This window comes from Stenotrophomonas sp. YJH_SMC_133, assembly GCF_059370655.1.
This window is the reverse complement of record NZ_JCAFTW010000001.1, coordinates 460,437-483,540: the sequence shown is the minus strand read 5'-3', so window position 1 is coordinate 483,540 and position 23,104 is coordinate 460,437. Positions and strand designations below refer to the sequence as shown.

Below are 23,104 nucleotides of genomic sequence, written 5' to 3'. Positions count from 1 at the left end.
ATGGCCACCGAAGTCAAAGCCCCGGTACTGCCCGAATCCGTCGCCGACGGCACCATCGCCACCTGGCACAAGAAGGTGGGCGACGCCGTCAAGCGCGACGAAAACCTGCTTGACCTGGAAACCGACAAGGTCGTCCTGGAAGTGCCGTCGCCGGTCGACGGCGTGCTGAAGGAAATCAAGTTCGCCGAAGGCTCGACCGTGACCTCCAGCCAGGTCGTGGCGATCATCGAGGAAGGCGCCGTGGCTGCTGCCCCGGCTCCGGCTGCCGAAGCCGCTCCGGCTGCAGCCGCTGCCCCGGCCGCTGCTGCTCCGGCCGCCGCCCCGGCCCCGGCCGCCAAGTCGGCCGCCGATGCGCTGCCGCCGGGCGCCCGCTTCACCGCCATCACCGAAGGCGTGAACCCGGCCGACGTCGACGGCACCGGCCGTCGCGGCGCGGTGACCAAGGAAGACATCGTCAACTTCGCCCGCAACGGCGGCGCCGGCAAGGCCGGTGGTGCACGTCCGGAAGAGCGCGTGCCGATGACCCGCATCCGCAAGCGCATTGCCGAGCGCCTGATGGAGTCGAAGAACTCCACCGCGATGCTGACCACCTTCAACGAAGTCGACCTGTCCAAGGTGTCGGCGGCGCGCAAGGAACTGCAGGACGAGTTCGTCAAGGCCCACGGCATCAAGCTGGGCTTCATGAGCTTCTTCGTGAAGGCCGCCGCCAACGCGCTGCAGCGCTTCCCGCTGGTCAACGCCTCGATCGACGGCGACGACATCATCTACCACGGCTACTCGGACATCTCGATCGCCGTCTCGACCGAAAAGGGCCTGGTCACCCCGGTCCTGCGCAATGTCGAGCGCATGTCGTTCGCCGACATCGAGAAGACCATCGCCGACTACGCCAAGAAGGCGCGTGACGGCAAGCTGGGCCTGGATGAACTGCAGGGCGGCACCTTCACCGTGACCAACGGCGGCACCTTCGGTTCGCTGCTGTCGACCCCGATCATCAACCCGCCGCAGAGCGCCATCCTGGGCATGCACGCCATCAAGGAGCGTCCGATCGCCCAGAACGGCCAGGTCGTGATCGCGCCGATGATGTACCTGGCGCTGTCGTACGACCACCGCATCATCGACGGCAAGGATTCGGTGCAGTTCCTGGTGGACATCAAGAACCAGCTGGAAAACCCGGGCCGCATGCTGTTCGGCCTGTAAGACACCTCCCGCCCCTCCGCGCCTGCGCGGAGGGGTTCTGGTAATGCATCAAGGAATAATTCAATGGCTGAACAATTCGACGTCGTCGTCATCGGTGCCGGCCCGGCCGGTTACCACGCTGCCATCCGCGCGGCCCAGCTGGGCCTGAAGACCGCCTGCATCGACGCGGCGCTGGGCAAGGACGGCAAGCCGGCCCTCGGCGGCACCTGCCTGCGCGTGGGCTGCATCCCGTCCAAGGCGCTGCTGGATTCCTCGCGCCAGTTCTGGAACATGGGCCACATCTTTGGCGACCACGGCATCAGCTTCAAGGATGCCAAGATCGACGTCGAGGCGATGGTTGGCCGCAAGGACAAGATCGTCAAGCAGTTCACCGGCGGCATCGGCATGCTGTTCAAGGCCAACAAGGTCGCTGCCTATTATGGTTTTGGCGAACTGCAGCCGGGCAACGTGGTCAAGGTCACCCAGCATGACGGTTCCATCGTCGAGCTGAAGGGCACCAACGTCATCATCGCGGCCGGTTCGGATTCGATCGAACTGCCGTTCGCCAAGTTCGACGGCGAGACCATCGTCGACAACGTCGGCGGCCTGGACTTCACCGAAGTGCCGAACCGCCTGGCGGTGATCGGCGCCGGCGTCATCGGCCTGGAACTGGGCAGCGTGTGGAAGCGCCTGGGCGCGGAAGTCACCATCCTCGAAGCCATGCCGGAGTTCCTGGCGGCTGCCGACGCCGAAGTGGCCAAGACCGCTGCCAAGGAATTCAAGAAGCAGGGCCTGGACATCAAGCTCAATGCCAAGGTTTCCAAGACCGAGATCACCGGCAAGGGCAAGAAGAAGGAAGTCATCGTCACCTACACCGACGCTGAAGGCGAAAAGACCCTGACCGTGGACAAGCTGCTGGTGGCCGTTGGCCGTCGCGCCGCCACCAAGGGCCTGCTGGCCGAAGGCACCGGCGTCAAGATCAACGAGCGCGGCCAGATCGAAGTCGACGCGCACTGCCACACCGGCGTCAACGGCGTGTGGGCGGTCGGCGACTGCGTGCGCGGCCCGATGCTGGCGCACAAGGGCTTCGAGGAAGGCATCGCGGTGGCTGAGCTGATCGCCGGCCTGCCGGGCCACGTCAACTTCGACACCATCCCGTGGGTCATCTACACCGAGCCGGAACTGGCGTGGGTCGGCAAGACCGAAGCCCAGCTGAAGGCCGAAGGCATCCCTTACAAGGCCGGCAGCTTCCCGTTCGCCGCCAACGGCCGTGCCGTGGCGATGATCGAGCCGGCGGGCTTCGTGAAGATCCTGGCCCATGCCGAAACCGATCGCATCCTCGGCATGCACCTGGTCGGCGCCAACGTCTCCGAGCTGGTGCACGAAGGCGTGCTGACCATGGAGTTCAGTGGCTCGGCCGATGACCTGGCCCGCATCTGCCACGCCCACCCGTCGCTGTCGGAAGTGATCCACGACGCGGCGATGGCGGTCAGCAAGCGCGCCATCCACAAGGCGAACTGATCGGGATCATGGTCGGTGCCGACCGTTGGTCGGCACTCACCTGCAGACGAAAAACCCCGCCTTGGCGGGGTTTTTTGTTGCCCGTTTTCCTGCAGAGCCAAGCCCATGCTCGGCTCTCCGGTCGGCAGCCGCGGAGGGTGAAGCCGAGCGTGGGCTCGGTTCTACACCTTTCCAGCCGGCTTCTTCGGCGGATCGTCACAGATGCGGTGCTGGGCCACGGTTTCACCGGCCTTCCACTCCTTCACCACCCGGCAGCGCTCCTTGGGTTTGACCGCCTTGGCCGCTGCCGCATCCGCCTCATCGGCAGCGGCGGCCTGCTGGCGTTCCAGCCATGCGGACGGCGGGACCGGTGTGGCCAGTGCCGGCCCCGCGAGCAATGCCAGCGCGACCAGCAACACAGCCCTCATGCCGCCACCGGGCCGCCGCCGAGCAGGCGCGCGGGCAGCATGAACAGCGCGCGCAGGAACGCAAACAGCGCCGAGAAGGTGATGCCGACCATGCGGAACGGCAGGCTCAGCAGCCACACGAACGGCCAGGCGATCAGGGCGAGGATCGCCAGCGGCCAGCACAGCACGAACAGCAGGCACCACACACCGAGCGCGAACAGGGTCTTCATCACGGTCTCCTTGTGGCGGCACCTTGCCGCCTGCGGACACCTTGGCGCCCCGCTCTGGCCGCCCGCAAACGGTTTGCGACGAAACCCGGCTCGGGGCGATGAATCCGGTGGTGGGGAAACCGAAGATTGATCAGGTTGCCGGCCAGCGGCCGGCACGACCGAACGGATTCACACCGGCACTGCGCCCGGGCGGCCGTGGGTGACCTGGAAGCGCGCCGCAGTGCGCACCGGCGCATCCGCGTGCAGCACGCTGTCGGCGAAGCGCAGCTCCGCATCCACGGTCTGCCGGTTCAGCTGCAGCTTCCACCAACCACGGCGGTCACCGTCGAAATAGCGGATATGCGGGTTCTGCGGAATCGACGAACCGTAGTACGGGCCATAAGGCGTATCGTCGCCGCCGCTGCTGATCGCCGGAGCGATGAATTCGGTGGCGACGACCGGCGCGCTGGCCGCGTCGAAATCCAGCTTCAGGTCGTTGACGAAGGTGGAATGCCAGTCACCACCGAGCACGATGGCATTGCCCTGCCCGCCTGCCTGCATCGCCTGCAGCAACCGCTTGCGTGCGGCGGGATAGCCGTCCCAGGCATCGTTCCAGAAGCGCTCTCGCGCCGTGCCGCCGTCCAGCCGCAGCTACGCCATCAGCAGCTGCTGCACCACCACGTTCCAGCGCGTGCCCCGTGCGGCCGCCATCGACTGCGCGAACCAGGCTTCCTGGCCCACGCCCAGCATGCTAATGCGTGGATCCAGCGCAGCGTCGCAGCGCGGCGACTCGCCCACCCCGCAGGGATTGGCCGGACGGAACTGGCGGCAGTCGAGCAGCGCAAGCTGTGCCAGATCGCCGTAACGCAGGCGCCGATGCACGCGCAGGCCACCGTTGCCCGCAGGCGTACTACGCATCGGCAGGTGTTCGTAGAACGCGCGGTAGGCCGCCGCGCGGCGAACGATGAAGTCCTCCGTCGAGACGCCGGGCTTCTCCGGATGGATGCCGGAGTAATCGTTCTGCACTTCGTGGTCGTCCCAGATCACCGCGAACGCGTGGGCGGCGTGCGCGGCCTGCAGATCGGGATCGAGCTTGTACAGCGCGTACTGGTCGCGGTAGCGCTCCAGGCCGACGGTCTCGCCACTGAAGCGTTCCGCATCCAGCGTGAGACCACGCGCGTTCTGCAGTGGGCTGTACTCGTACAGGTAGTCACCGGCATGCAGCACCAGGTCGACATCATTCTTCGCGATATCGCGCAGCACCGGGTAGTAGCCACTGTTCCAGGCCTGGCAGGTGCACAGGGCCAGCCGCAGCTGCTGCAGCTGCGTGTCGGGCAGCGGCGCGGTGCGGAAGTGGCCGACCGCGCTTTCCTCGTCACCGTCGCAGGCAAAACGGTAGTAGTAGTCGCGGCCTGGGCGCAGGCCATTGACCTCCACGTGCACCGAATGGGCCAGCTCGGGCACTGCCGCGGCGACGCCACGCTGCACCAGCCGGCGCATGCCCGGGTCTTCGGCCACGAACCAGCGCACCGGCACCGCCCGCGATGGCATGCCGCCGCCGTTGAGCGGGTCCGGCGCCAGACGCGTCCACAGTACGGCTCCCTGCGGATCCGGATCGCCGGCGGCGACGCCCAGGGTGAACGGATCACGCCCCAACCGCGGGCGTGGGCCGGCCGTGGCCAGCCCCGGCATCGCCGCCAGTGCGATCGCCGCCCCCGTGCCCTGCCACGCCATGCGCAACAGGCGACGACGGCTTTCCGGATCGACGGGGCCGCGCATCAGAAGTGCACGGTGGCGGTGGCCATCACCTGCCGCGGCGCGCCAACCTGCATGGTCGCCAGGCTGCGGGTCGGGTCGGCGGCGTAGGTGCCGTTGGTGTTGATCGAGGACAGGTAGCGCTTGTCGGTCAGGTTGGTCAGGTTCAGCGCCACGGTCAGGTTCTGCGCCGGGCCGAGCTTGCCGAAGTCATAGGCCACCGAAGCGTTGACCAGCCAGTAGCTGGGCACCGACACGTCGTTGGTATAGGTCACGTAACGCTTGCCGACATGGTTGGCGGCCAGGCGCAGGTCCCACGGGCCCGGGGTCCAAGCCAGGGTGCTGGCGAACATCCATTCCGGGGTGTCGACGGTCTTCTTGCCGCGGGTGGGCACCACGCCGTTGTTGACGTAGTCGTTGTCGTAGGTGCTGTCATTCCACGACAGCGCGTTGGACCAGGTCAGGTCCTGCATCGGCTTCAGCTGCAGGGTCGCCTCGGCGCCGCGGCTGGTTACCGAACCGACGTTGGAGAACAGCGCCGGGCAACCGAGGATGCCCACGCACTGCGCGATGGCCAGCAGACGGTTGTCGAACTTGACGTCGTACACCGCTACCGAGGCTTCATAGCCCTGGCCGTAGCCGCGCCAGCCCAGCTCGATGGTGCGCGACTGTTCCGGTTTCAGGTTCTTCGCGCTGGCATCGAAGGCGGCCTGCGGCACGTTGAACGGGCTGCCCACGCCCAGCGCGTAGGCGGCCACGTTCTTGGCGAACGAGCCGAAGATCTCGTTGCCCTCGTTGAGCTTGAAGTTGAAGCCCGCCTGCGGGAGCAGGCCCTTCTTCGAGGTCAGGCTGCTGTTGTTGGCATAGCTGCCCAGCGGCGTGCGCACGCGGGTGCGGGTGTGCGGCGACTTCGCGCCGATGTCGATGGTCAGGCGGTCATCGAACAGGCGGAAGCGGTCCTGCACGTAGAACTGGCGGGTGATGGTGGTGTAGCGCTGGTGCCACACGCGCTGGTCCGGATTGCGCAGGAAGAAGTCGTCAGTGATCGGGCCGTCGATGTAGTAGAAGTTGCGCTGCACGCTGTGGCCGTTGTCTTCGTACCACAGGCCCGCCTCCAGTTCGTGGCCCGCCACGTTCCAGGTGAACGCCGAGGTTACGCCGGTGCGGTCGATCGCATACTCGGTGGTGCGGATCGAGATCGGGATCTCGCGGCTGGTGCCCGGGTTGGACGGATTGGACGGGCTGAACCAGTGGCCCTGGCCACGGTTGCTGTGGTTGTAGACGTTGACCTTCAGGCGCATCGACTCGTTCAGGCCGAAATCACCGGCAATGCTGGACACATCGTCATTGCGCAGGCCGTGGCCGGAGTAATAGGCGTCCCACGGGCTGTTGACGCCACCACTGTACTTTCCGCGTGCAGCAGCCACCGCGCGATCCCAGTCCGGCGCGTAGTTGTCCCAGTCCCAGCCGAGGCGATCGATCATCTCCAGCGACAGGTCCTGGTAGTCGGCCTCGACACGGCGCGAAGCGTTGAACAGCGCGGTGATCCTGCTGTCCGTGCCGAAGTTGTAGGTGGCCTTGCCGTTGAACTGCTTCAGTTCCTGCGAGCCCTTGCCCTTCCACTTGTCGCCTTCGGAATACACGCCGGACAGGTAAGCGGCAAAGCCCTGGTGGTCGCCGGTATCGAGGCGCGCATAGCTGCGGCGCGCATTGTCGCTGCCGAAGCTCTGTGCCAGCACGACCCCATATTCGGTGGACGGATCGATCGAGTAGAACTGGAACACGCCGCCGAGGTTGCTGGTGGACGGCGTACCCAGCGCACCAATGCCGGTGGAGACCTCCGCACCGCCCAGGTTCTCGCTGATCACCGCGCGGCTGATGTGCAGGCCGTTGCTGTTGCCGTAGGCCATGTTGCCCAGCGGGATGCCATCGAGGGTGTAGCCCAGGCGATTCTGGTTGAAGCCACGCAGGCTGATGCTGGTGGACCATTCGTAGGCGCCGGTGGCATCGGCCGATTCGAAATGCACGCCCGGCTTGGCCGCCAGCAGCTTCAGCGGGTTGGCACCGGGCGGCAGGACCTTCATGTCCTCGGCGGTCACGCGCTGCACCTGGCGGGCTTCGCCGCGGCCGATCACCGAGATCGAATCGAGAGTCGTGGCCGACTGCGCGTCGGTCGCCGGGGCGGTTTCAGCGACAGCCAGCGACGGCAGCGAAGCACAGACCAGCAGGGCCAGCAGATTGCGGCGAAGCGGAGCGTGGGACGGCATGGAGGCGGATTCCTTGGGCACGCTGGACGCCGAAGGGCGGCGTCGAAGAGCAGCAGCGGCGGAATCGTAGAAGCCTCGCGTTACATGTCATTTACACGCCACGTACGGAAGATTGGCGTTCTGAATGGTTTGCAAGCCGTGGGGTGGTTGCCGGCCAGCGGCCGGCACTACGGTTATTCGAATGAGCCGACCGAGTCGTGGGCCAGGTTGTCGAAGCGGGTGTACTCACCGAAGAACTTCAGCTTGCACGATCCGGTCGGGCCACCACGGTGCTTGCCGATGATGATCTCGGCCAGGCCCTTGTCCGGCGAATTTTCCTTGTTGTAGTAATCGTCGCGGTAGATGAACACGATCATGTCCGCGTCCTGCTCGATTGCGCCCGATTCGCGAAGGTCGGCCATCACCGGGCGCTTGTCGGTACGTGTTTCCAGCGAGCGGTTGAGCTGCGACAGCGCGATCACCGGCACGTGCAGTTCCTTGGCCAGGCCCTTCAGCGAACGCGAGATCTCCGAGATTTCGGTGGCGCGGTTTTCGCTGTTGCCCGGCACGCTCATCAGCTGCAGGTAGTCGATCACCACCAGGCCCAGGTCGTGCTCGCGCTTGAGGCGGCGGCACTTGGAACGCAGCACTTCCGGCGACACGCCCGGCGTATCGTCGATGAAGATCTTGGTTTCCTTCAGCATCTTGATTGCGCTGGTGACGCGGCTCCAGTCTTCATCTTCCAGCTGGCCGGTACGCAGGCGCTGCGCGTTGATGCGGCCGTTGGAGGAGATCAGGCGCATCGCCAGCTGCGAGGCCGACATTTCCATCGAGAACACCGCCACGCCCTTCTTCGACTTGATCGCCGCGTACTCGGCGATGTTCAGTGCAAAAGTCGTCTTGCCCATGGCCGGGCGCGCGGCGAGGATGATCAGGTCGGTCGGCTGCAGGCCGGCGGTCATCGCATCGAAGTCGTTGTAGCCGGTCGGCAGGCCGGTGATGTTGCCGCCGTTCTCGAAGCGGTTGCGCAGTTCCTCGAAGGCATCCTTCAGCGCGCCAGGCATCGCCACGAAGTCGGTACGGCCGCGTGCACCCTGTTCAGCGATGGCGAACACGCTCTTCTCCGCAGAGGCCAGCAGCTCACTGCTGTCACGGCCCTCAGGCTGGAAGCCATCGTTGACGATGTCGGTGCCGACCTGGATCAGCTGCCGCAGCACGGCCTTGTCACGCACGATCTCGGCATAGGCCACGATGTTGGCCGCCGACGGCGTGGTGCTCGCCAGCTCGATCAGGTAGGCACCATCGCCCACCAGTTCCAGCTTGCCCTGTGATTCGAACCACTCGCCCAGGGTCACCGCGTCGAACGGCCGCTCGCGCTCGGACAGCTCACGGATCGCGCGGTAGATCATCTGGTGATCGCGGCGGTAGAAATCGCCCTCGGTCAGCTGGTCGTTGACCCGGTCGTAGGCCTCCGGCGCCAGCATCAGGCCACCCAGCACCGCCTGCTCGGCTTCCACCGAATGCGGCGGAACGCGCAACTGGTCGATACGCGATTCATCGCGATCACGATCAAAGCCATCACCGCGCTCTCTGCGGTTGGAACGGAAGCCGGAACGAGCGGACATGCTGCGGTGTTTCCTGCAAAAGTGGGCCGGACGAGTGTAGGCATGCGCCGACCCCGGCAGCCATGGACAAGCCTGTGGATAAGCCGTGGAGAAACGGGGGATATCCGCCAGTGCCTGGCCACTCTGGCGCGGGGGCGTCGCAGTGCCTGCGACGGGCGCCGTTGCGGCGCCCGGGTGGGTCATTATCGCAGATCAGGCGGCCAGGGTCGGATTCCGTGCAGCGCACGGACTCCGGTGCTCAGCGGAACGTAGGGCCAGGGCCCGCCGCTGCGCGCCGGGATCCGACCCGCGGCCTGGCTGCTGCTACCCCATCGGTCTCAGTCGCCCTTCACGTGCACCGCGATCAGTGCCAGGAACCGGTCCACGTACCCCTGCAGGAATTTCTGCGTGCCCTCGTTGTGGATCGTGCCGTCGGCGTCGATCAGGCCGTCCTTGAAATGGATGAACGCCTCGGGCTGGCCGAGCACGTGCATGTCCAGGAAGGCCAGGCTGTTGCGCAGGTGCTGCTGGGCCACGGCGGTGCCGATCTGGCCGATGGAGGCGCCGATCACCGCCGCCGGCTTGCCGGCAAACGCACTGTCACCGTAGGGGCGCGAGCCGACGTCGATGGCGTTCTTCAGCACGCCCGGCACCGACCGGTTGTATTCGGGGGTCACGAACAGCACCGCGTCGGCGGCGCGCACCTGATCCTTCAGCCGGGTGCCCTGAGGCGGGTACTGGCCATCGAAATCCTGGTCGTACAGCGGTAGATCACCAATCTGCACGTACTGGAAGCGCGCGCGGTCGCCAGCGATCTTCTCCAGCGCATGGGCCAGCTTGCGGTTGCAGGAATCCTTGCGCAGGCTGCCGACGAACACAGCGATGGTGGGGACGGACATAGGGACATACTCCTCACGGTGCGGGAGGCCCAGCCTAGACGCCGGGCCCGTGCCGTCCGGTGAAGATCAGCCCCCGGTCACGCGGGCCCGCACCTGCCGCCAATGCGCCTGCCAGGCCTGGAACATCAGCACGTTCCACAGGTGGGTATGCCACTTGCGCTGGCCGCCCAGGAACTGCTGCCACAGCGGCTGCACCGCCGCCGCCGACAGCACGCCTTCGCGCTCCAGGCGCGCCGGCTGCAACAGATCCTCGGCCCACGGCCGCAGGTCGCCCTTCAGCCAGTCGCTGACCGGCGCGCCGAACCCGCGCTTGGGCCGGTGCACCATCGACTGCGGCACGTAGCGGCCAAGCACGCGCTTGAGCAGCACCTTGCTGGTGGTTTCGCTGCGCTTGAAGCCCAGCGGCAGCGACCAGGCGAACTCGGCCACGCGCCAGTCCAGCAGCGGCGCGCGTGCCTCCAGGCTGACCGCCATCGAGGTGCGGTCGACCTTGCAGAGCAGGTCATCCGGCAGGTAGGTCACGTAATCGGCCAGCATCATCGCGTCGGCCGGCGTGCCGGCACCGTGCAGCGGATCGGCCAGGTCGTAGAAGCTGCCGGCGGCCTGTGCGCCGGGCACTGCCGCGGCGGGGTCGCGCCAGCGCGAGATGCGGTTGCGGTACACGTCGCCAATGCCTCGCGCGCCGGACTCGGCCAACAGCGCGGCCAGTCCGCCGGTCCGCGAGGCCTCGCCCTGGTGCTGCGCGCGCGCGCCCATCCAGCGTCGCAGCGGGCCCGGCACGCGGCCCAGCATCTGCCAGTTGCGCAGCGCGCGCACGTAGCGGGTATAGCCGAAGAACAGCTCATCACCGCCGTCGCCAGACAACGCCACGGTCACGCCCTGCCGCGCCAGCCGGGCGACCAGCGCGGTCGGCACCTGCGAGGCATCGGCAAAGGGTTCGTCGAACATTGCCGGCAGCTGCGGCACGACTGCCAGTGCATCCGCGCCGCTGACGTAGAGCTCGGTGTGGTCGCAGCCCAGATGCGTGGCCAGTTCCCTGGCCAGCGGTGCCTCGTCGTGGCCCGAATCGGTGAAGCCGATGCTGAAGCTGTGCACCGGCTGCCCGCTTTGCGCCTGCATCAGCGCCGCCACCAGCGACGAATCGGTACCGCCGGACAGGAACACGCCCACCGGCACGTCGGCCACCATGCGCAGCGCCACCGCGTCGCGCAGCAGCCCGTCCAGCTGCTCCTCTGCTTCCTCGATGCGGCCCTGGAACGGCGCAGCCAGTGCGGCCTGCATGCGTGCACGCGCATCCCAGTACGGGCGCTGCGCCTGCTCCGGGCGATGCGCCGATGCACCCGCCGCTACGGCTTCGGCGTCCAGGCGCAGCACGCGGCCGGGCATCAGCTTGTAGCAGCGCTGGTGGATGCTGTGCGGGGCCGGAATGTAATCCAACCGCAGCAACAGAGTCAGCGCGTCGCGGTCGATGTCGTTGTCGAACGCCGGGTGCTGCCACAGCGCTTTCAGTTCGGAACCGAACACCAGGGTGTCACCGGCCCAGCCGTAGTACAGCGGCTTCTTGCCAACGCGGTCGCGTGCCAGCCACAGGCACTGCGCCTGGCGGTCCCACAGCGCGATGGCGAACATGCCGTTGCAACGCTGCAGGGTTTCTTCCATGCCCCACTGCAGGATCGCCGCGAGCAGCACTTCGGTGTCGGAATGGCCACGGAAGGCATGCCCCAGCGGCTCCAGTTCTGCACGCAGGGCGGCGAAGTTGTAGACCTCGCCGTTGTAGGCCATCACGTAGCGACCATCGGACGAGGCCATCGGCTGGTGGCCCAGCGGCGACAGATCGAGAATGCTCAGCCGACGGTGCGCCAGCGCGATGCCTGCCCCGGCATCGACCCAGCTTCCGCCATCATCCGGCCCGCGGTGGTGCAGCGCCTCGCCCATGGCCAGGACCTGCGCCTGCAGCACCTCGGCCGACGCCACCGGCGCCGGCAACAACATTCCCGCCAATCCACACATGCATCAAGGTTCCTGCGCCAGTTCAAGGGCGGCGCCAATCACCGCATTGTCGCTTGGAAGCCCGAACATTGCTGCCCCTGCCAGCGGGGTATAGGTATCGGCGCCGCAGACCCGGCGCAGCGGCAGGTGGCCGAAACCGGCCTCGACCAGTGCGGTGACCACACCCTCGCCCACCCCTCCACTGTGGCGGCCCTCGTCCAGCACCAGCACGCGCCGTGCGCTGGCGGCCTGGCTGGCGATGAAGCCGGCATCCAGCGGCACCAGCCAGCGCAGGTCGACCACCCGTACCTGCCAGCCCAGTTGCTGTTCGATGGCCCGCGCTGCGCGCAGCGCCATCGGCACGCCATTGCCGTAGGTGTAGACCACCAGGTCGCCAGCCTCCGGCCCGTAAACACGGCCTTCGCCCGGCACCAGTGCCCGGCCCTGGGCCGGGTAGTCGAACAGCCACTGGCCATCGCCCGGCTCATGCAGGTCCTTGCTCATGTACAGCGCGATCGGCTCCAGGAACACCGCCACGCGCCCATCCACCCGGGCCAGCGCCGCCAGCGTGCGCAGCATCATCACCGCGTCGTCGCCGCGCGATGGGCAGCCGACCACCAGCCCGGGGATGTCGCGCAGGGCGGTGACCGAGTTGTCGTTGTGGAAATGGCCGCCGAAACCCTTCTGGTAGCCCAGCCCGGCCACCCGCACCAGCATCGGGTTGCGGTACTGGTCGTTGGAGAAGAACTGCAGCGAACAGGCTTCGCCACGCAGCTGGTCGATGGCGTTGTGCAGATAGGCCAGGTACTGGATCTCCGGGATCGGCAGCATGCCCATGTTGGCCAGGCCCTGCGCCATGCCCAGGATCATGGTCTCGTCCAGCAGGGTGTTGAAGACCCGGCGCGGCCCGAAGCGGCGCAGCAGATCCTTGGTGACGGTGTAGACACCGCCCTTCTGCGCCACGTCCTCGCCGAACAGCAGGCTCTGCGGATACTTGGCCAGCAGCTCCTGCAGACCATGATTGATCTGGATTGCGAGATGCCGCGGCGCCTGTCGTTCCGGCAATGCCTCGGCACCGCCATAGAGTGCCTCGCGTGCTTCGGCAGCGACCTCGCGCTGCGCTTCGGCCTGCACCGCTGCAGGGGTGTACGGTGCCAGCGGCGCCATCACCTCCCGCAGCGACTGCAGCTTCGCACTGCCTTCGGCATCGGCGGCAGCGGCCATGCAACGCGCGCGCATCGTTTCGTAGGCCACTTCGATGGCGGCCGCATCCATCCAGCCTGATTCCAGCGCGATCTGCGCCGAGCGCAGCAGCGGATCCTGCGCCTCGGCCGCGCACAGTTCCGGCAGCGCGCGCCATTCCACTTCAAAGTCGGTGCCGGCATGGCCCATCAGGCGCGTGGTGCGCAGATGCAGGAAGGTCGGCCGCCGCGTGCGCCGGCAGTGTTCCACCGCCGCCTGCACCTGGGCGTGCCCGGTGGCCAGGTCGAGGCCATCGGCAAAGAAATAATCCAGCCCCGGCTGGTGGCTGAAGCGCTCGGCGATCCAGCCATCGGGGGTCTTCACCGAGATGCCCAGGCCGTTGTCCTCGCAGACGAACAGGATCGGCGCCGGTAGTTTCTGGTAGGCCGACCACATCGCGGTATTGAAGGCGGTCTGCGCGGTGGCGTGGTTGGCCGACGCATCGCCGAACGAGCACAGCACGATGCTGTCGGTGGGAATGGGCAGCGCCTGCCCCAGCCGCTTGCCACTCTCGATGGCCAGCGCGGTACCCAGCGCCTTGGGCAGGTGCGACGCAATCGTCGAGGTCTGCGGCAGCACCCACAATGGCTTGCTGCCCCACACCTTGTGGCGGCCACCGCTGGCCGGATCATCCGCGCTGGCGGCGAAGGACAGTGCCGCATCGCGCAGCGGGTCGATGCCCGGCACCTGCCGCGAACGCTCGGCCATGAAGGCGCCGGAACGATAGTGCAGGAAGGCAGGATCGGTGTGCCGGCAGGCCCGCGCCAGCAGCGCGTTGCCTTCATGGCCGGACGAACCGATGGTGTAGAAGACCTTGTTCTGCACGCGCAGCACGCGCGCCATCAGGTCCAGCTGGCGACTGGCCAGCTGCGAGTCGAACAGTTCATCGAAGGCGGCAGCGGTGAGCGTACTGCCCGGCAGGATCGGAGCATCTGCCGCGGGTCGCGGGCGCGGCGTTCCGCGCCACCCGCGCACCGCCTCAAGGAAATTGACGTCGCACACCTCGGCGCGGTTGAGCCCCCGCATGCGCGCGGGAATCGGATCCGGAACCACAGCGAACATCGAACACCCTCCGTGTCGTTGTTGCATTCCGCCCGGCAATACCGGGCGCTACCCTGTGGGCATCAGGCCGCCTCGAAACGCGAGCGCACCTCGGCGGTCACCGCCGGCATCGGCAGGAAGCGCGGCTGCGCACGCACGCGCTGCAGCCAGGCGCGAACTTCCGGGAACGGCTCCAGGCTGATGCCGCCCTCGCCCGCCACATCGGTGTAGGCAAACAGGGCGATATCGGCAATGCCGTATCCGCTGCCGGTGAACCACTGCGCTTCGCGCAGGTGCTGCTCCATCACCGCCAACGCGGTGGCGGCACGCTCGTGCAGGCGTGGCAGTTCGGCACGGCGTGGCGAGTCGGGCGCCGTCCAGCCCCGGATGAAGCGCGCTACCGCCACGCACGGCTCGTGCGTGTACTGCTCGAAGAACATCCAGCTCAACGCCTGCGCACGCTCCCATCCATCGCTGGGCAGGTAGGGCGTGCCTTCGGCCAGCCAGAACAGGATCGCGTTGGACTCGGTCAGCACGCGGCCGTCGTCGCGGACGATCAGCGGCACCTTGGCATTCGGGTTGAGCGCCAGGAATTCGGGCGTGTGGGTCTGGCCATGGGCACTGTCCACTTCCACCCAGCGGTAACGGCTGCCGAGCTGCTCAAGCAGCAGCCGGACCTTGTGGCAATTGCCCGAGACCGACATGCCATGCACCGTCAGCGGGACGCGCTCTTCCACCATTGCCTGCTCCATCGGATCCGGCCGGCGGCCGGCTGCGTGCAGTCTGGCAAGTGCGCCAGGGAATGCCAAGCGCGGATGCAGCATGGCACCCCGGTAGTGCCGGCCGCTGGCCGGCAATCGCACGAATCCTGCTGCAACGAGGTTGCCGGCCAGCGGCCGGCACTACCGGGCCACATTCAGCGTGCACGCTGCCGCCACTGTTCGCGCGACTGGCCCCAGATCTGCATCGGTTTGTCGTTGTGCGGCGGCGGCAGTTCGCCCATCCGCAGCAACGTGCTGCCCAGCTTGCGCGCGACCGCCCGCGAGTTGTCGTTGTTCTCGGCGATGGTATGGATCACCTCGTGCCAACCCAGCGTGTCGAAGGCCCAGTCGATCGCCGCGACGGCCGCTTCCGGCGCATAGCCCCGGCCCCAGCTGGCGCGGCGGATGCCCCAGCCGACCTCGGTACCCGGCCAGTCCTGCGGTTGCCAGGGGCCCATCCGCCCGATCCAGTCCCCGCTGGATTTTTCGATCACGCTGAACATCGAAAAGCCGAACAGCTGCCAGGCGCCAGCCAGGCTGCAGAAGCCGCGCCAGGCTACCGAAGGCGGCTGCACGCCACCGAGGGTGCGCATCGTTTCCTCGTCGGCGCAGAACGCCAGATAGGGTTCGTAGTCCTCGCGCAGCAGCGGACGCAGGATCAGGCGCTCGGTTTCCAGGCGCAGGTCGAAGATGCTCATGCCGACTCCATGTCGAAGGGGCCACCATGATGGTGGATTCCGCCTCCACACGGATGAATGCCCGCGCTCACAACGAAACGGGCCGGCATGCGCCGGCCCGTCGGGTACAGCACGTATTCTGGATTACTGGCGCGTGGCCGCAGTGGCGCCGGCAGCAGCGGTCTGCGTGACCAGCTGGCCATCGACCACCGGCAGGCGATCGCTGGCCGGCTTGTTGTCCATGCGCACGGTCTTCTCGGCGCCGTCGTAGCGGTAGGTCACGTTGTAGCCCTTCACCACGTCATTGGTGCCCATGGCGATGCGGTTGCCCGGCTTGCTGGCCATGCGCATGGTGCCGGTGGTGCCGTCCTCGTTGCGGTAGGTCACGTTGTAGCCGGTAACACGGCTCGACTCGGAGGTGGCGGTCTCGGTGTGGCACTGGCGCTCGGTGCGGTTGACCACGCGGCCACCCACATGGCGCTTGTCGATCTGGTTGCCGATGAAGCCACCGGCCACGGCACCGGCTGCGGTCGCGGCCTTCTTGCCGTTGCCACCGCCGACCTGGTTGCCGAGCAGGCCGCCGACCACCGCGCCGACCACGGTGCCGCCGACGTTGCCGTCACGCTCCGGCAGGCGCTCCTGCACGGTCACGTCCTGGCAGACCTCGTGCGGGGTCTGGGTGGTGGAGGTCTCGCGCACGGGATCGGTGCCGATCACGGTGGCGTAGGCCTTCTGCTTCTCGGTGATCGGGTCGACCTTCAGCACGTCGGCGTATTCCAGCCCGCGCGGTGCAGACGGGTCGAGCTTGTCACCACGCGCGCCATCGTCAACGGCATTGCCGTCAACCAGCCGCGATTCACCGTTGGGGGTTCCGGCGCTGATGGAATCAGGCGACTTGTCGCCACTCTTCATGAAGGCGGCGGTGGCGATGCCACCGACCAGCAGCGCGCCCGCTGCGACCAGGACAGTTGTAGTTGTGCTTTTCATGACCTGCTCCTTGCGGACCATCCGCAACGTTCTCGGCCCAGATTGCAGCATGCACTGCCTGAACGGAATCTCCACATTTCCTGCTCATTCCTGTAACCCATTCAGCATCGGGAAATGCTGGGCCCGTGGTAGCGTTTGCATATTCCCCACGAGGATCCACGCCATGGCCAACCCGATGCTGCTGCCGGTACTGCAATGGGCCCGCCGGCTGCGCTACCCCACCCTGTTCAAGCTGACCGCCGGCCTGTTCGTGCTGACCCTGTTCATTCCCGACCCGATTCCGTTCGTCGACGAGCTGGTACTGGGCTTCGGCACCCTGCTGCTGGCCAACTGGAAGAGCCGCAATACAGTCCCGGCCCCGCCGCCGCTGGAACAGCGTTGATTCCGCTGGTCGACAGCCACTGCCATCTGGATGCCAGTGAATTCGATGCTGACCGCACGGCGGTGATCGAGCGCGCGGGCGCCGCGGGCGTGCGCGAGCAGGTGGTACCGGCCGTCACGGCCGCCAGTTGGCCGAAGCTGCGCGAGGTCTGCCGGCAGGCACCGGGGCTGTACCCGGCCTACGGCCTGCATCCGATGTTCCTGGCCGAGCACCGGCCCGACCATCTGCCGCTGCTGCGCGAATGGATCGTTCGCGAACGCCCGTGCGCGATCGGCGAATGCGGGCTGGACTTCTTCGTCGAGGGACTGGATGCAGAGGCGCAACAGGCGTACTTCATCGGCCAGCTGCAACTGGCCCGCGAGTTCGAGCTGCCGGTGATCGTGCATGCGCGACGCGCGGTGGATGCGGTCATTGCCGCGATCCGTCGCGTCGGCGGCCTGCGCGGCGTGGTGCACAGCTTTTCCGGCAGCCCGGAACAGGCCGCGCAACTACATCGGCAAGGCTTCCTGCTCGGTCTCGGTGGTCCGCTGACCTACGATCGCGCGCAACGGCTGCAGCGCCTGGTGCGCGGGATGCCGCTGGAACAGCTGCTGCTGGAGACCGACGCGCCCGACCAGCCTGACGCCGGCATCCGCGGCCAGCGCAACGAACCAGCGCGACTGGCAGTCATCGCCCGCCACGTGGCCGCACTGCGCGGGATGGAGCTGGACGCGGTGGCCCAGGCCACGACGGAGAATGCGCGGCGCCTGTTCGCGCTGCCGGCAATGTAACGGGCAGGTGCCGGCCGCTGGCCGGCACGATCCATCACACCTCGCTGGACTCGACCACTTCGGCCTTCACCTTCTTCGGCTCCAGCAGCATTTCAAGCGCCTTGCCGACCGCCGCAAAGGCGAAGGCACCGGTGATGTGGGTTGCCGCACCGAGGCCTGCGCCACAGTCCAGTTTCAATGCAGCATCCGCACCGAGGTTCGGGCGGATGCCGCAGACGCTGCCATCGGCCTGCGGATACTTCACGTTTTCCAGCGAGTACACCGCCGGTACGCCAAAATAGCGCTTGGCATTCTTCGGGAAATTGAACTCGCTGCGCAGCTTCTTGCGGATCAGCGCCAGCATGGCGTCATGCTCGGTGCGCGAGACATCGCGGATGCGCACCAGGGTCGGATCGGTGCGACCACCGGCAGCCCCCACGGTCAGCAGCGGCAGCTTGCGGCGACGGCACCAGGCGATCGTCTCGACCTTCACCCGGAAGCTGTCGCAGGCATCGATCACCAAGTCGAAGCCACGGTCCAGCAACTCGGCCATGTTCGACACGGTCAGGAATGCCTGCACGGCATCCACCTCGATGTCAGGGTTGATCGCACGGCAGCGCTCGCCCATCGCCTCGGCCTTGTTGCGGCCGTAGTTGCCTTCCATCGCCGGCAGCTGCCGGTTGGTGTTGGACACGCAGATGTCATCGGCGTCGATCAGGGTCAGGTGGCCGACCGCCGAACGCGCCAGCGCTTCCACCACCCACGAGCCGACCCCGCCCATGCCCACCACCGCCACGCGGCTGCCCTGCAGGCGCTCGAGCGCACCTACGCCATACAGCCGTTCGATGCCGGCGAAGCGTTGTTTGACCTGTTCGTTCATGCGGCTATTTTAACGTGCAGGCGCCAGCGCCTACAGCGCGCCGGCATCGAACCCAACGTTGCACGCCAGGAGAGCCCGCCATGAACGCCAGCCCGCCCCGCCGCCCGTCCACTGCCCAGCGGTACCTGTTCGTGCTGTGCCTGGGCCTGCTGATCGGCCTGGTCGCCACGGTCATGGTCGGCCGCGCCCTGCAGGCCCGCCGCGACCCGTTCCCGGACAGCCTGATGCAGGTGATGCAGCGGCAAGCGCAGCTGCTGCAGCAGGCCCAGCAGCAGAACCGCTGCAGCCTGGCCGACAGCGTGCCGCGGCTGCAGGCCCTGCGCCTTCTGTCCAACGACCTCGACCTGGCCTTTCCCGGGCTGAAGGACAACGGCCGGTTCCAGCAGCACGCCAGCCAGCTGCGCGGCAACCTCAACGCCGCATTGGCGGCTCCGCCCAGTGACTGCACCGCCCTGGCCAAGGTCGTGGAAACCGTGCAGGCCGACTGCCGCGCCTGCCACCAGGACTTCCGCTGACGCGCATTCATCCTGTAGCCGGGCAAGGCACGCCTGGTTGGCACCTTGTTCACGTTCGAAAGGAGAGGATTCGTCCACCCTGCTGCATGACGCAGTACCACCCAACACCCGCCTTCACGGCCAGGAGACGCTCCATGAAGATCCAGCTCATTGCCGCCAGCGCCATCGCTACCCTCGCCCTGGCTGGCTGTGCCACCTCGCCCGGCTACGGTGGCGGTGGTTACAACAACGGCTACAACAATGGTGGCTACGGCAACAACGGCGGTTACAACCAGGGCCGTTGCGCTGACTGTGGCATCGTCACCCGCATCAACACCGTGCCGTCGGGCCGCACCGCGCCCAGCGCGACCGGCGCCATCCTCGGCGGCATCGTCGGTGCCGTGGCCGGCCATGAGATCTCCGATCACACCGGTGGCAGCCGTGGCAACAAGAACATCGCTGCGGCCGCAGGCGCGGTCGGTGGCGCGCTGGCCGGCAACCAGATCCAGAAGAACGTGACCAGTGATACCTACGACATCAGCGTACGCATGGACGATGGCCGCACCATCGTGGTCAACCAGCGCGACCTCGGCGGCATCCGCGAAAACACCTACGTGCGCGTGGTCAACGGCAAGGTCATCCTGCGCTGACCTGCGCCGGGCCGGCGGCAAAGAAAAAGGCCCGCTTGCGCGGGCCTTTTTCATGTGACGGCTTGCAGCGCGATCAGGTCGGCTGCACGGCGTCGGCCTGCAGGCCCTTCTGGCCCTGCACGACGGTGAAGGTGACCTTCTGGCCTTCCTTCAGGCTCTTGAAGCCCTGGGTCTGGATGGCACGGAAGTGCACGAACACGTCTTCGCCGTTTTCACGGCTGATGAAGCCGAAGCCCTTTGCATCGTTGAACCACTTGACGGTACCGGTCTCGCGATCAGACATCTCACTAACTCCCTGGTGACTCTCTCTTGTTGTTGGAAACGCCTGGTGGGCGGCTGACAAGCAAGGGGGAAGCGAGGTGCATCGATGCAGCGGATCGGGAAGATCTTGCTTCATCAGGCCACGATCCACGGTGACCTTGCCAAGCTCAGCGACTGCAACTTAACCCGCCCAAAACGAAAAAGCAACTGGCAAAATCTTTCACTGTCAACCCCAAAACGGCGACCATACGGGACAGCATGGGACTCTCATTCATCTTATATCTGCTAGCGGTCATTTTTGTCCTTGTCGGCATCGCCGGAATCATCCTGCCGGCCCTGCCCGGCATCCCGCTGGTGTTCATCGGACTGCTGCTGGCGGCCTGGGCGGACGGCTTCACCCACGTCGGCTGGCCGACCCTGGTCGCGCTGGGCGTACTGACCGTCCTCTCGCTGCTGGTGGACGTGCTGGCCACGGTGGTGGGTGCGCAGCGGGTCGGTGCCAGCCGCAAGGCACTGTGGGGTACGTTCGTCGGCAGCATCGTCGGCCTGTTCTTCATGCCGATCGGCCTCTTTGCAGGCCCCCTGATCGGCGCCCTGGCCGGCGAGTACTGGCACACCCGCGAACTGGGGCGCTCGACCAAGGTAGGCCTGGCCACCTGGCTCGGTATCCTGCTCGGCCTGGCGCTGAAACTGGCCGTGGTGATCGCGATGCTCGGCCTGTTCGCCTTCGCCTGGTTCCTGTAACCCGCACTGCCTTCACGCCGCGCGCACGCGGTGCCCGTGCATAAACCGTGGGGGCTGGCCGTGAACCGGTGCAGCCGCCACACTGTGCGATTCCCGTATTCACCTAAGGGCCTGCTGCAATGACCCTGTCTCCGCTGCTTCCCCGTCTCGCGCCGCTGGCGCTGGCCCTGGCCAGTGCGCCGCTGGCCGCGCAGGAGTTCGCGCCCAGCGCCGAAGCCTCGCCGGCCGCGTGCGCGGCGATTACCACCGATGCTGCCCGCCTGGCCTGTTATGACCGCCAGTTCGGCCGTACCCCGCAGGCCACTGCCGAGGCCGACGCTGCGGCCGAGGCGGCCGCGCAGGCCCGTCGCGAAGAACGCCAGACTGCACGCGTGAGCCAGGGCGAAGAGAAGCTGCGCGAGCGGGTCAGCGATCTGTTCCGTCCAGCAGCCCCTGACAGCGCACTGGCCAATGCTGGCCGCGGTTCGTTGCTGGACAGCCGCTGGGAACTGGCCGAGGACTCCAAGCTGGGCCCGTTCCAGCTGCGCGCCTACAAGCCGGTGTACCTGCTGCCGGCGTTCTGGACCAGCGATCGCAACACCACGCCGCATTCGCCGAACCCGGCCAACACAGTCACCACGCCGCAGGTGCTGGACAGCGCCGAGCTGAAGTTCCAGATCAGTTTCAAGACCAAGATCGCCGAGAACCTGTTCGGCGACAACGGCGACATCTGGGCCGGCTACACCCAGAGCTCGCGCTGGCAGGCCTACAACGGCGAGGATTCACGCCCGTTCCGCGAAACCAATTACGAGCCGGAAGTGATGATGGTGTTCCGCAACGGCTACTCGATCGGTGGCTGGCGCGGGCGCATGACCGGCATCGCGCTGAACCACCAATCCAACGGCCGCGCCGACCCGCTTTCGCGCAGCTGGAACCGGGTGATGCTCAACATCGGCCTTGACCGCGAGAACTGGGCGCTGGTGCTGCGCCCCTGGTACCGCATTCCCGAGACCCGCAGCGACGACAACAATCCGGACATCGAGGATTACATGGGCCGCGGTGATGCGACCCTGACCTGGAACCGCAACGGCCACGAAGTCTCGCTGATGGCGCGCCATTCGCTGCGCACCGGCAGCCGCTCGCACGGTGCCCTGCAGCTGGATTACGGCTTCCCGATCAGCAATCTGCTGCGCGGGCATGTGCAGGTGTTCGACGGTTACGGCGAAAGCCTGATCGACTACAACCACAAGGCCACCTACGTGGGCGTGGGCGTGTCGCTGCTGGAGTGGTTCTGATGCCCGTGACGATCTGGCACAACCCGGCCTGCAGCAACTCGCGCGGCGCATTGAAGCTGATACGTGATGCCGGCTTTGATCCAGCGGTGATCGAGTATCTCGGCAATCCACCCGATGTGGCTACACTGCGCCAGGTGCTGGCCGAATCAGGATTGAGCGCACGTGATCTGGTGCGCAGCAAGGAAGCGCAGTTCGCCGAACTGGGCCTGGAAGGTGCGGACGAGGCCACGCTGCTGGCCGCGATGGCCGAACACCCGCGACTGATCAACCGCCCCGTGGTGCGCACGGACAAGGGCACACGCCTGTGCCGTCCACCGGAAACAGTGCTGGAGATCCTGTAACCCGCACCGCCGCCGCGTAGCGGAGCGTGTTGGTAGAGTCGACTGTTGGTAGAGTCGACTGTTAGTCGACTCCCTCCTCACCCTTCATATGCATCCGCGGAAAAGCCCGCACTGCGTGCGATAGTCGACTGACAGTCGACTCTACCCCAGCGCCCTCTTCTACCCGGACGCCCTCCTCCCCGGCTGGCTTACAGCCAGTCGGTGATGCCTTCGCGGCGGTACACCTCGGCGAACGCCGGGCGCGCCTTCATCAACGTGGCGTGCGCCTTCAGCACCGGCCAGGTGTCGGTGGGCCTGGGCATGTTGCGCGACCAGCGCATCAGCATCACCAGCATGTAGTCGACCACGCAGGGCGTGGCACCCAGCAGGTAGGGGCCATGTGCATGCAGGTGCGCGGCCACATGCTGCCAGGCCGCTTCCAGGCGCTGCCGTGCCATCCCGCGGCTGGCCTCGATATTCGCCTCGCCCGCCATTTCGTGTGGATAGAACCAGGCTCGATAGGCCGGCTGCAGCGTATTGGCACACCAGAACATCCAGCGGTAGGCATCGGCGCGCTGCGGCGTGCCCAGCGCGGGCAGCAGGTTGGCGTCCGGATGGCGATCAGCCAGGTACAACGCAATGGCCGCCGCTTCGGTCAGTACCAGGCCATCGATCAGCAGTGTCGGCACCACACCGGCCGGATTCAGCGCCAGGTACTGCGCCGACTTGTGCTCGCGCGCGTCGAAATCCAGCAGCACCAGTTCATGCTCGATGCCCAGCTCGATCAGCAGCCAGTGCACCACCAGCGCGGCGGTACTGGTCGAACCATACAGCGTGGTGCTCATGCAGAAGATCCT

At 66.8% G+C, this 23,104-nt stretch carries 22 protein-coding genes and 1 pseudogene; 9 read left to right on the top strand and 14 right to left on the bottom strand.

The window, feature by feature from the left end; genetic code table 11:
- A complete protein-coding gene (gene sucB, locus AC5P78_RS02205; RefSeq protein ID WP_049472821.1) occupies positions 1-1,197 on the top strand; it encodes a dihydrolipoyllysine-residue succinyltransferase in 1,197 nt (398 codons plus the stop codon).
- A 63-nt stretch (positions 1,198-1,260) separates the two neighbouring features.
- Positions 1,261-2,697: a dihydrolipoyl dehydrogenase gene (gene lpdA / locus AC5P78_RS02200; protein WP_005410273.1), complete on the top strand. Its 1,437-nt coding sequence runs from the start codon at positions 1,261-1,263 to the stop codon at positions 2,695-2,697.
- A gap of 161 nt (positions 2,698-2,858) precedes the next feature.
- On the opposite strand, the gene AC5P78_RS02195 is transcribed toward lpdA, so the two are convergent.
- The 11 genes and pseudogenes from AC5P78_RS02195 to AC5P78_RS02145 form a co-directional block, all read right to left on the bottom strand.
- Complete coding sequence (locus tag AC5P78_RS02195) at positions 2,859-3,104, bottom strand: hypothetical protein (protein WP_005410274.1); 246 nt, start codon at positions 3,102-3,104, stop codon at positions 2,859-2,861.
- The gene (locus tag AC5P78_RS02190) at positions 3,101-3,313 is read right to left on the bottom strand and encodes a hypothetical protein (RefSeq protein WP_049397919.1); all 213 of its coding nucleotides are present in this window, start codon (positions 3,311-3,313) and stop codon (positions 3,101-3,103) included. Before AC5P78_RS02190 ends, AC5P78_RS02195 begins: the two co-directional genes overlap by 4 nt.
- Positions 3,314-3,481: 168 nt before the next feature.
- Positions 3,482-5,071: pseudogene (locus AC5P78_RS02185) on the bottom strand (alkaline phosphatase D family protein).
- Entirely contained in the window at positions 5,071-7,314 is a 2,244-nt protein-coding gene (locus AC5P78_RS02180) for a TonB-dependent receptor family protein (protein ID WP_033835432.1), read from the bottom strand. Before AC5P78_RS02180 ends, AC5P78_RS02185 begins: the two are co-directional and overlap by 1 nt.
- A gap of 173 nt (positions 7,315-7,487) precedes the next feature.
- Positions 7,488-8,918, bottom strand: coding sequence for a replicative DNA helicase (locus AC5P78_RS02175; protein WP_005410278.1), 1,431 nt, complete (start codon positions 8,916-8,918; stop codon positions 7,488-7,490).
- 317 nt (positions 8,919-9,235) lie between these two features.
- Positions 9,236-9,796 (bottom strand): NADPH-dependent FMN reductase, encoded by a 561-nt coding sequence (locus tag AC5P78_RS02170; protein WP_024956652.1) that lies wholly within the window; start codon positions 9,794-9,796, stop codon positions 9,236-9,238.
- 66 nt (positions 9,797-9,862) lie between these two features.
- Positions 9,863-11,806 (bottom strand): asparagine synthase (glutamine-hydrolyzing), encoded by a 1,944-nt coding sequence (gene asnB, locus AC5P78_RS02165; protein WP_100438743.1) that lies wholly within the window; start codon positions 11,804-11,806, stop codon positions 9,863-9,865.
- Positions 11,807-11,809: 3 nt separating this feature from the next.
- Positions 11,810-14,089: a transketolase C-terminal domain-containing protein gene (locus AC5P78_RS02160; protein ID WP_012480788.1), complete on the bottom strand. Its 2,280-nt coding sequence runs from the start codon at positions 14,087-14,089 to the stop codon at positions 11,810-11,812.
- Positions 14,090-14,151: 62 nt separating this feature from the next.
- The gene (locus AC5P78_RS02155) at positions 14,152-14,808 is read right to left on the bottom strand and encodes a glutathione S-transferase family protein (protein ID WP_005410282.1); all 657 of its coding nucleotides are present in this window, start codon (positions 14,806-14,808) and stop codon (positions 14,152-14,154) included.
- 176 nt (positions 14,809-14,984) lie between these two features.
- Positions 14,985-15,527 carry a GNAT family N-acetyltransferase gene (locus AC5P78_RS02150; protein WP_060380636.1) on the bottom strand — a complete coding sequence of 181 codons (543 nt, stop codon included), beginning with the start codon at positions 15,525-15,527 and terminating at the stop codon, positions 14,985-14,987.
- Positions 15,528-15,650: 123 nt separating this feature from the next.
- Positions 15,651-16,493, bottom strand: a complete 843-nt coding sequence (locus tag AC5P78_RS02145; protein ID WP_005410284.1) for a glycine zipper 2TM domain-containing protein — start codon at positions 16,491-16,493, stop codon at positions 15,651-15,653.
- Between the two features lie 163 nt (positions 16,494-16,656).
- On the opposite strand from AC5P78_RS02145, the gene AC5P78_RS02140 reads away from it, so the two are divergent.
- The gene (locus AC5P78_RS02140) at positions 16,657-16,875 is read left to right on the top strand and encodes a DUF6116 family protein (protein WP_005410285.1); all 219 of its coding nucleotides are present in this window, start codon (positions 16,657-16,659) and stop codon (positions 16,873-16,875) included.
- Positions 16,872-17,645: a TatD family hydrolase gene (locus AC5P78_RS02135; protein ID WP_080353398.1), complete on the top strand. Its 774-nt coding sequence runs from the start codon at positions 16,872-16,874 to the stop codon at positions 17,643-17,645. The genes AC5P78_RS02140 and AC5P78_RS02135 overlap by 4 nt, the downstream gene beginning before the upstream one ends.
- Before the next feature lie 34 nt (positions 17,646-17,679).
- Here the strand turns inward: AC5P78_RS02135 and AC5P78_RS02130 are convergent, their stop codons facing one another.
- Positions 17,680-18,504 (bottom strand): tRNA threonylcarbamoyladenosine dehydratase, encoded by an 825-nt coding sequence (locus tag AC5P78_RS02130; RefSeq protein ID WP_062607407.1) that lies wholly within the window; start codon positions 18,502-18,504, stop codon positions 17,680-17,682.
- Positions 18,505-18,584: 80 nt separating this feature from the next.
- Here AC5P78_RS02130 and AC5P78_RS02125 point away from each other — a divergent pair, with 80 nt between their 5' ends.
- Both AC5P78_RS02125 and AC5P78_RS02120 read left to right on the top strand, forming a co-directional pair.
- The gene (locus AC5P78_RS02125) at positions 18,585-19,019 is read left to right on the top strand and encodes a hypothetical protein (RefSeq protein ID WP_012480790.1); all 435 of its coding nucleotides are present in this window, start codon (positions 18,585-18,587) and stop codon (positions 19,017-19,019) included.
- A gap of 134 nt (positions 19,020-19,153) precedes the next feature.
- A complete protein-coding gene (locus tag AC5P78_RS02120) occupies positions 19,154-19,648 on the top strand; it encodes a glycine zipper 2TM domain-containing protein (protein WP_005410289.1) in 495 nt (164 codons plus the stop codon).
- 73 nt (positions 19,649-19,721) lie between these two features.
- Here AC5P78_RS02120 and AC5P78_RS02115 read toward each other — a convergent pair whose 3' ends face one another.
- Positions 19,722-19,931 (bottom strand): cold-shock protein, encoded by a 210-nt coding sequence (locus AC5P78_RS02115; protein ID WP_005410290.1) that lies wholly within the window; start codon positions 19,929-19,931, stop codon positions 19,722-19,724.
- A 236-nt stretch (positions 19,932-20,167) separates the two neighbouring features.
- Between AC5P78_RS02115 and AC5P78_RS02110 the strand changes: the two genes are divergently transcribed.
- The 3 genes from AC5P78_RS02110 (at position 20,168) to arsC (ending at position 22,268) form a co-directional block, all read left to right on the top strand.
- A complete protein-coding gene (locus tag AC5P78_RS02110; RefSeq protein WP_033835435.1) occupies positions 20,168-20,653 on the top strand; it encodes a DUF456 domain-containing protein in 486 nt (161 codons plus the stop codon).
- Positions 20,654-20,772: 119 nt separating this feature from the next.
- A complete protein-coding gene (locus tag AC5P78_RS02105) occupies positions 20,773-21,927 on the top strand; it encodes a phospholipase A (protein WP_005413953.1) in 1,155 nt (384 codons plus the stop codon).
- Positions 21,927-22,268, top strand: a complete 342-nt coding sequence (gene arsC, locus AC5P78_RS02100; protein WP_062607409.1) for an arsenate reductase (glutaredoxin) — start codon at positions 21,927-21,929, stop codon at positions 22,266-22,268. Before AC5P78_RS02105 ends, arsC begins: the two co-directional genes overlap by 1 nt.
- A gap of 188 nt (positions 22,269-22,456) precedes the next feature.
- Here arsC and AC5P78_RS02095 read toward each other — a convergent pair whose 3' ends face one another.
- Entirely contained in the window at positions 22,457-23,092 is a 636-nt protein-coding gene (locus tag AC5P78_RS02095) for a glutathione S-transferase family protein (protein ID WP_049451482.1), read from the bottom strand.
- Positions 23,093-23,104 lie beyond the last annotated feature (12 nt).

What these genes read in the sequence shown, in the direction of transcription:
- lpdA (WP_005410273.1), top strand. Translation starts at nt 1,261, where the DNA reads ATGGCTGAACAATTCGACGTCGTCGTCATCGGTGCCGGCCCGGCCGGT.
- AC5P78_RS02140 (WP_005410285.1), top strand. Translation starts at nt 16,657, where the DNA reads ATGGCCAACCCGATGCTGCTGCCGGTACTGCAATGGGCCCGCCGGCTG.
- arsC (WP_062607409.1), top strand. Translation starts at nt 21,927, where the DNA reads ATGCCCGTGACGATCTGGCACAACCCGGCCTGCAGCAACTCGCGCGGC.
- AC5P78_RS02110 (WP_033835435.1), top strand. Translation starts at nt 20,168, where the DNA reads ATGGGACTCTCATTCATCTTATATCTGCTAGCGGTCATTTTTGTCCTT.
- AC5P78_RS02120 (WP_005410289.1), top strand. Translation starts at nt 19,154, where the DNA reads ATGAAGATCCAGCTCATTGCCGCCAGCGCCATCGCTACCCTCGCCCTG.
- AC5P78_RS02155 (WP_005410282.1), bottom strand. Translation starts at nt 14,808, where the DNA reads ATGGTGGAAGAGCGCGTCCCGCTGACGGTGCATGGCATGTCGGTCTCG.
- AC5P78_RS02145 (WP_005410284.1), bottom strand. Translation starts at nt 16,493, where the DNA reads ATGAAAAGCACAACTACAACTGTCCTGGTCGCAGCGGGCGCGCTGCTG.
- AC5P78_RS02150 (WP_060380636.1), bottom strand. Translation starts at nt 15,527, where the DNA reads ATGAGCATCTTCGACCTGCGCCTGGAAACCGAGCGCCTGATCCTGCGT.
- AC5P78_RS02195 (WP_005410274.1), bottom strand. Translation starts at nt 3,104, where the DNA reads ATGAGGGCTGTGTTGCTGGTCGCGCTGGCATTGCTCGCGGGGCCGGCA.
- sucB (WP_049472821.1), top strand. Translation starts at nt 1, where the DNA reads ATGGCCACCGAAGTCAAAGCCCCGGTACTGCCCGAATCCGTCGCCGAC.
- asnB (WP_100438743.1), bottom strand. Translation starts at nt 11,806, where the DNA reads ATGTGTGGATTGGCGGGAATGTTGTTGCCGGCGCCGGTGGCGTCGGCC.
- AC5P78_RS02175 (WP_005410278.1), bottom strand. Translation starts at nt 8,918, where the DNA reads ATGTCCGCTCGTTCCGGCTTCCGTTCCAACCGCAGAGAGCGCGGTGAT.
- AC5P78_RS02105 (WP_005413953.1), top strand. Translation starts at nt 20,773, where the DNA reads ATGACCCTGTCTCCGCTGCTTCCCCGTCTCGCGCCGCTGGCGCTGGCC.
- AC5P78_RS02095 (WP_049451482.1), bottom strand. Translation starts at nt 23,092, where the DNA reads ATGAGCACCACGCTGTATGGTTCGACCAGTACCGCCGCGCTGGTGGTG.
- AC5P78_RS02190 (WP_049397919.1), bottom strand. Translation starts at nt 3,313, where the DNA reads ATGAAGACCCTGTTCGCGCTCGGTGTGTGGTGCCTGCTGTTCGTGCTG.
- AC5P78_RS02130 (WP_062607407.1), bottom strand. Translation starts at nt 18,504, where the DNA reads ATGAACGAACAGGTCAAACAACGCTTCGCCGGCATCGAACGGCTGTAT.
- AC5P78_RS02180 (WP_033835432.1), bottom strand. Translation starts at nt 7,314, where the DNA reads ATGCCGTCCCACGCTCCGCTTCGCCGCAATCTGCTGGCCCTGCTGGTC.
- AC5P78_RS02160 (WP_012480788.1), bottom strand. Translation starts at nt 14,089, where the DNA reads ATGTTCGCTGTGGTTCCGGATCCGATTCCCGCGCGCATGCGGGGGCTC.
- AC5P78_RS02125 (WP_012480790.1), top strand. Translation starts at nt 18,585, where the DNA reads ATGAACGCCAGCCCGCCCCGCCGCCCGTCCACTGCCCAGCGGTACCTG.
- AC5P78_RS02115 (WP_005410290.1), bottom strand. Translation starts at nt 19,931, where the DNA reads ATGTCTGATCGCGAGACCGGTACCGTCAAGTGGTTCAACGATGCAAAG.
- AC5P78_RS02170 (WP_024956652.1), bottom strand. Translation starts at nt 9,796, where the DNA reads ATGTCCGTCCCCACCATCGCTGTGTTCGTCGGCAGCCTGCGCAAGGAT.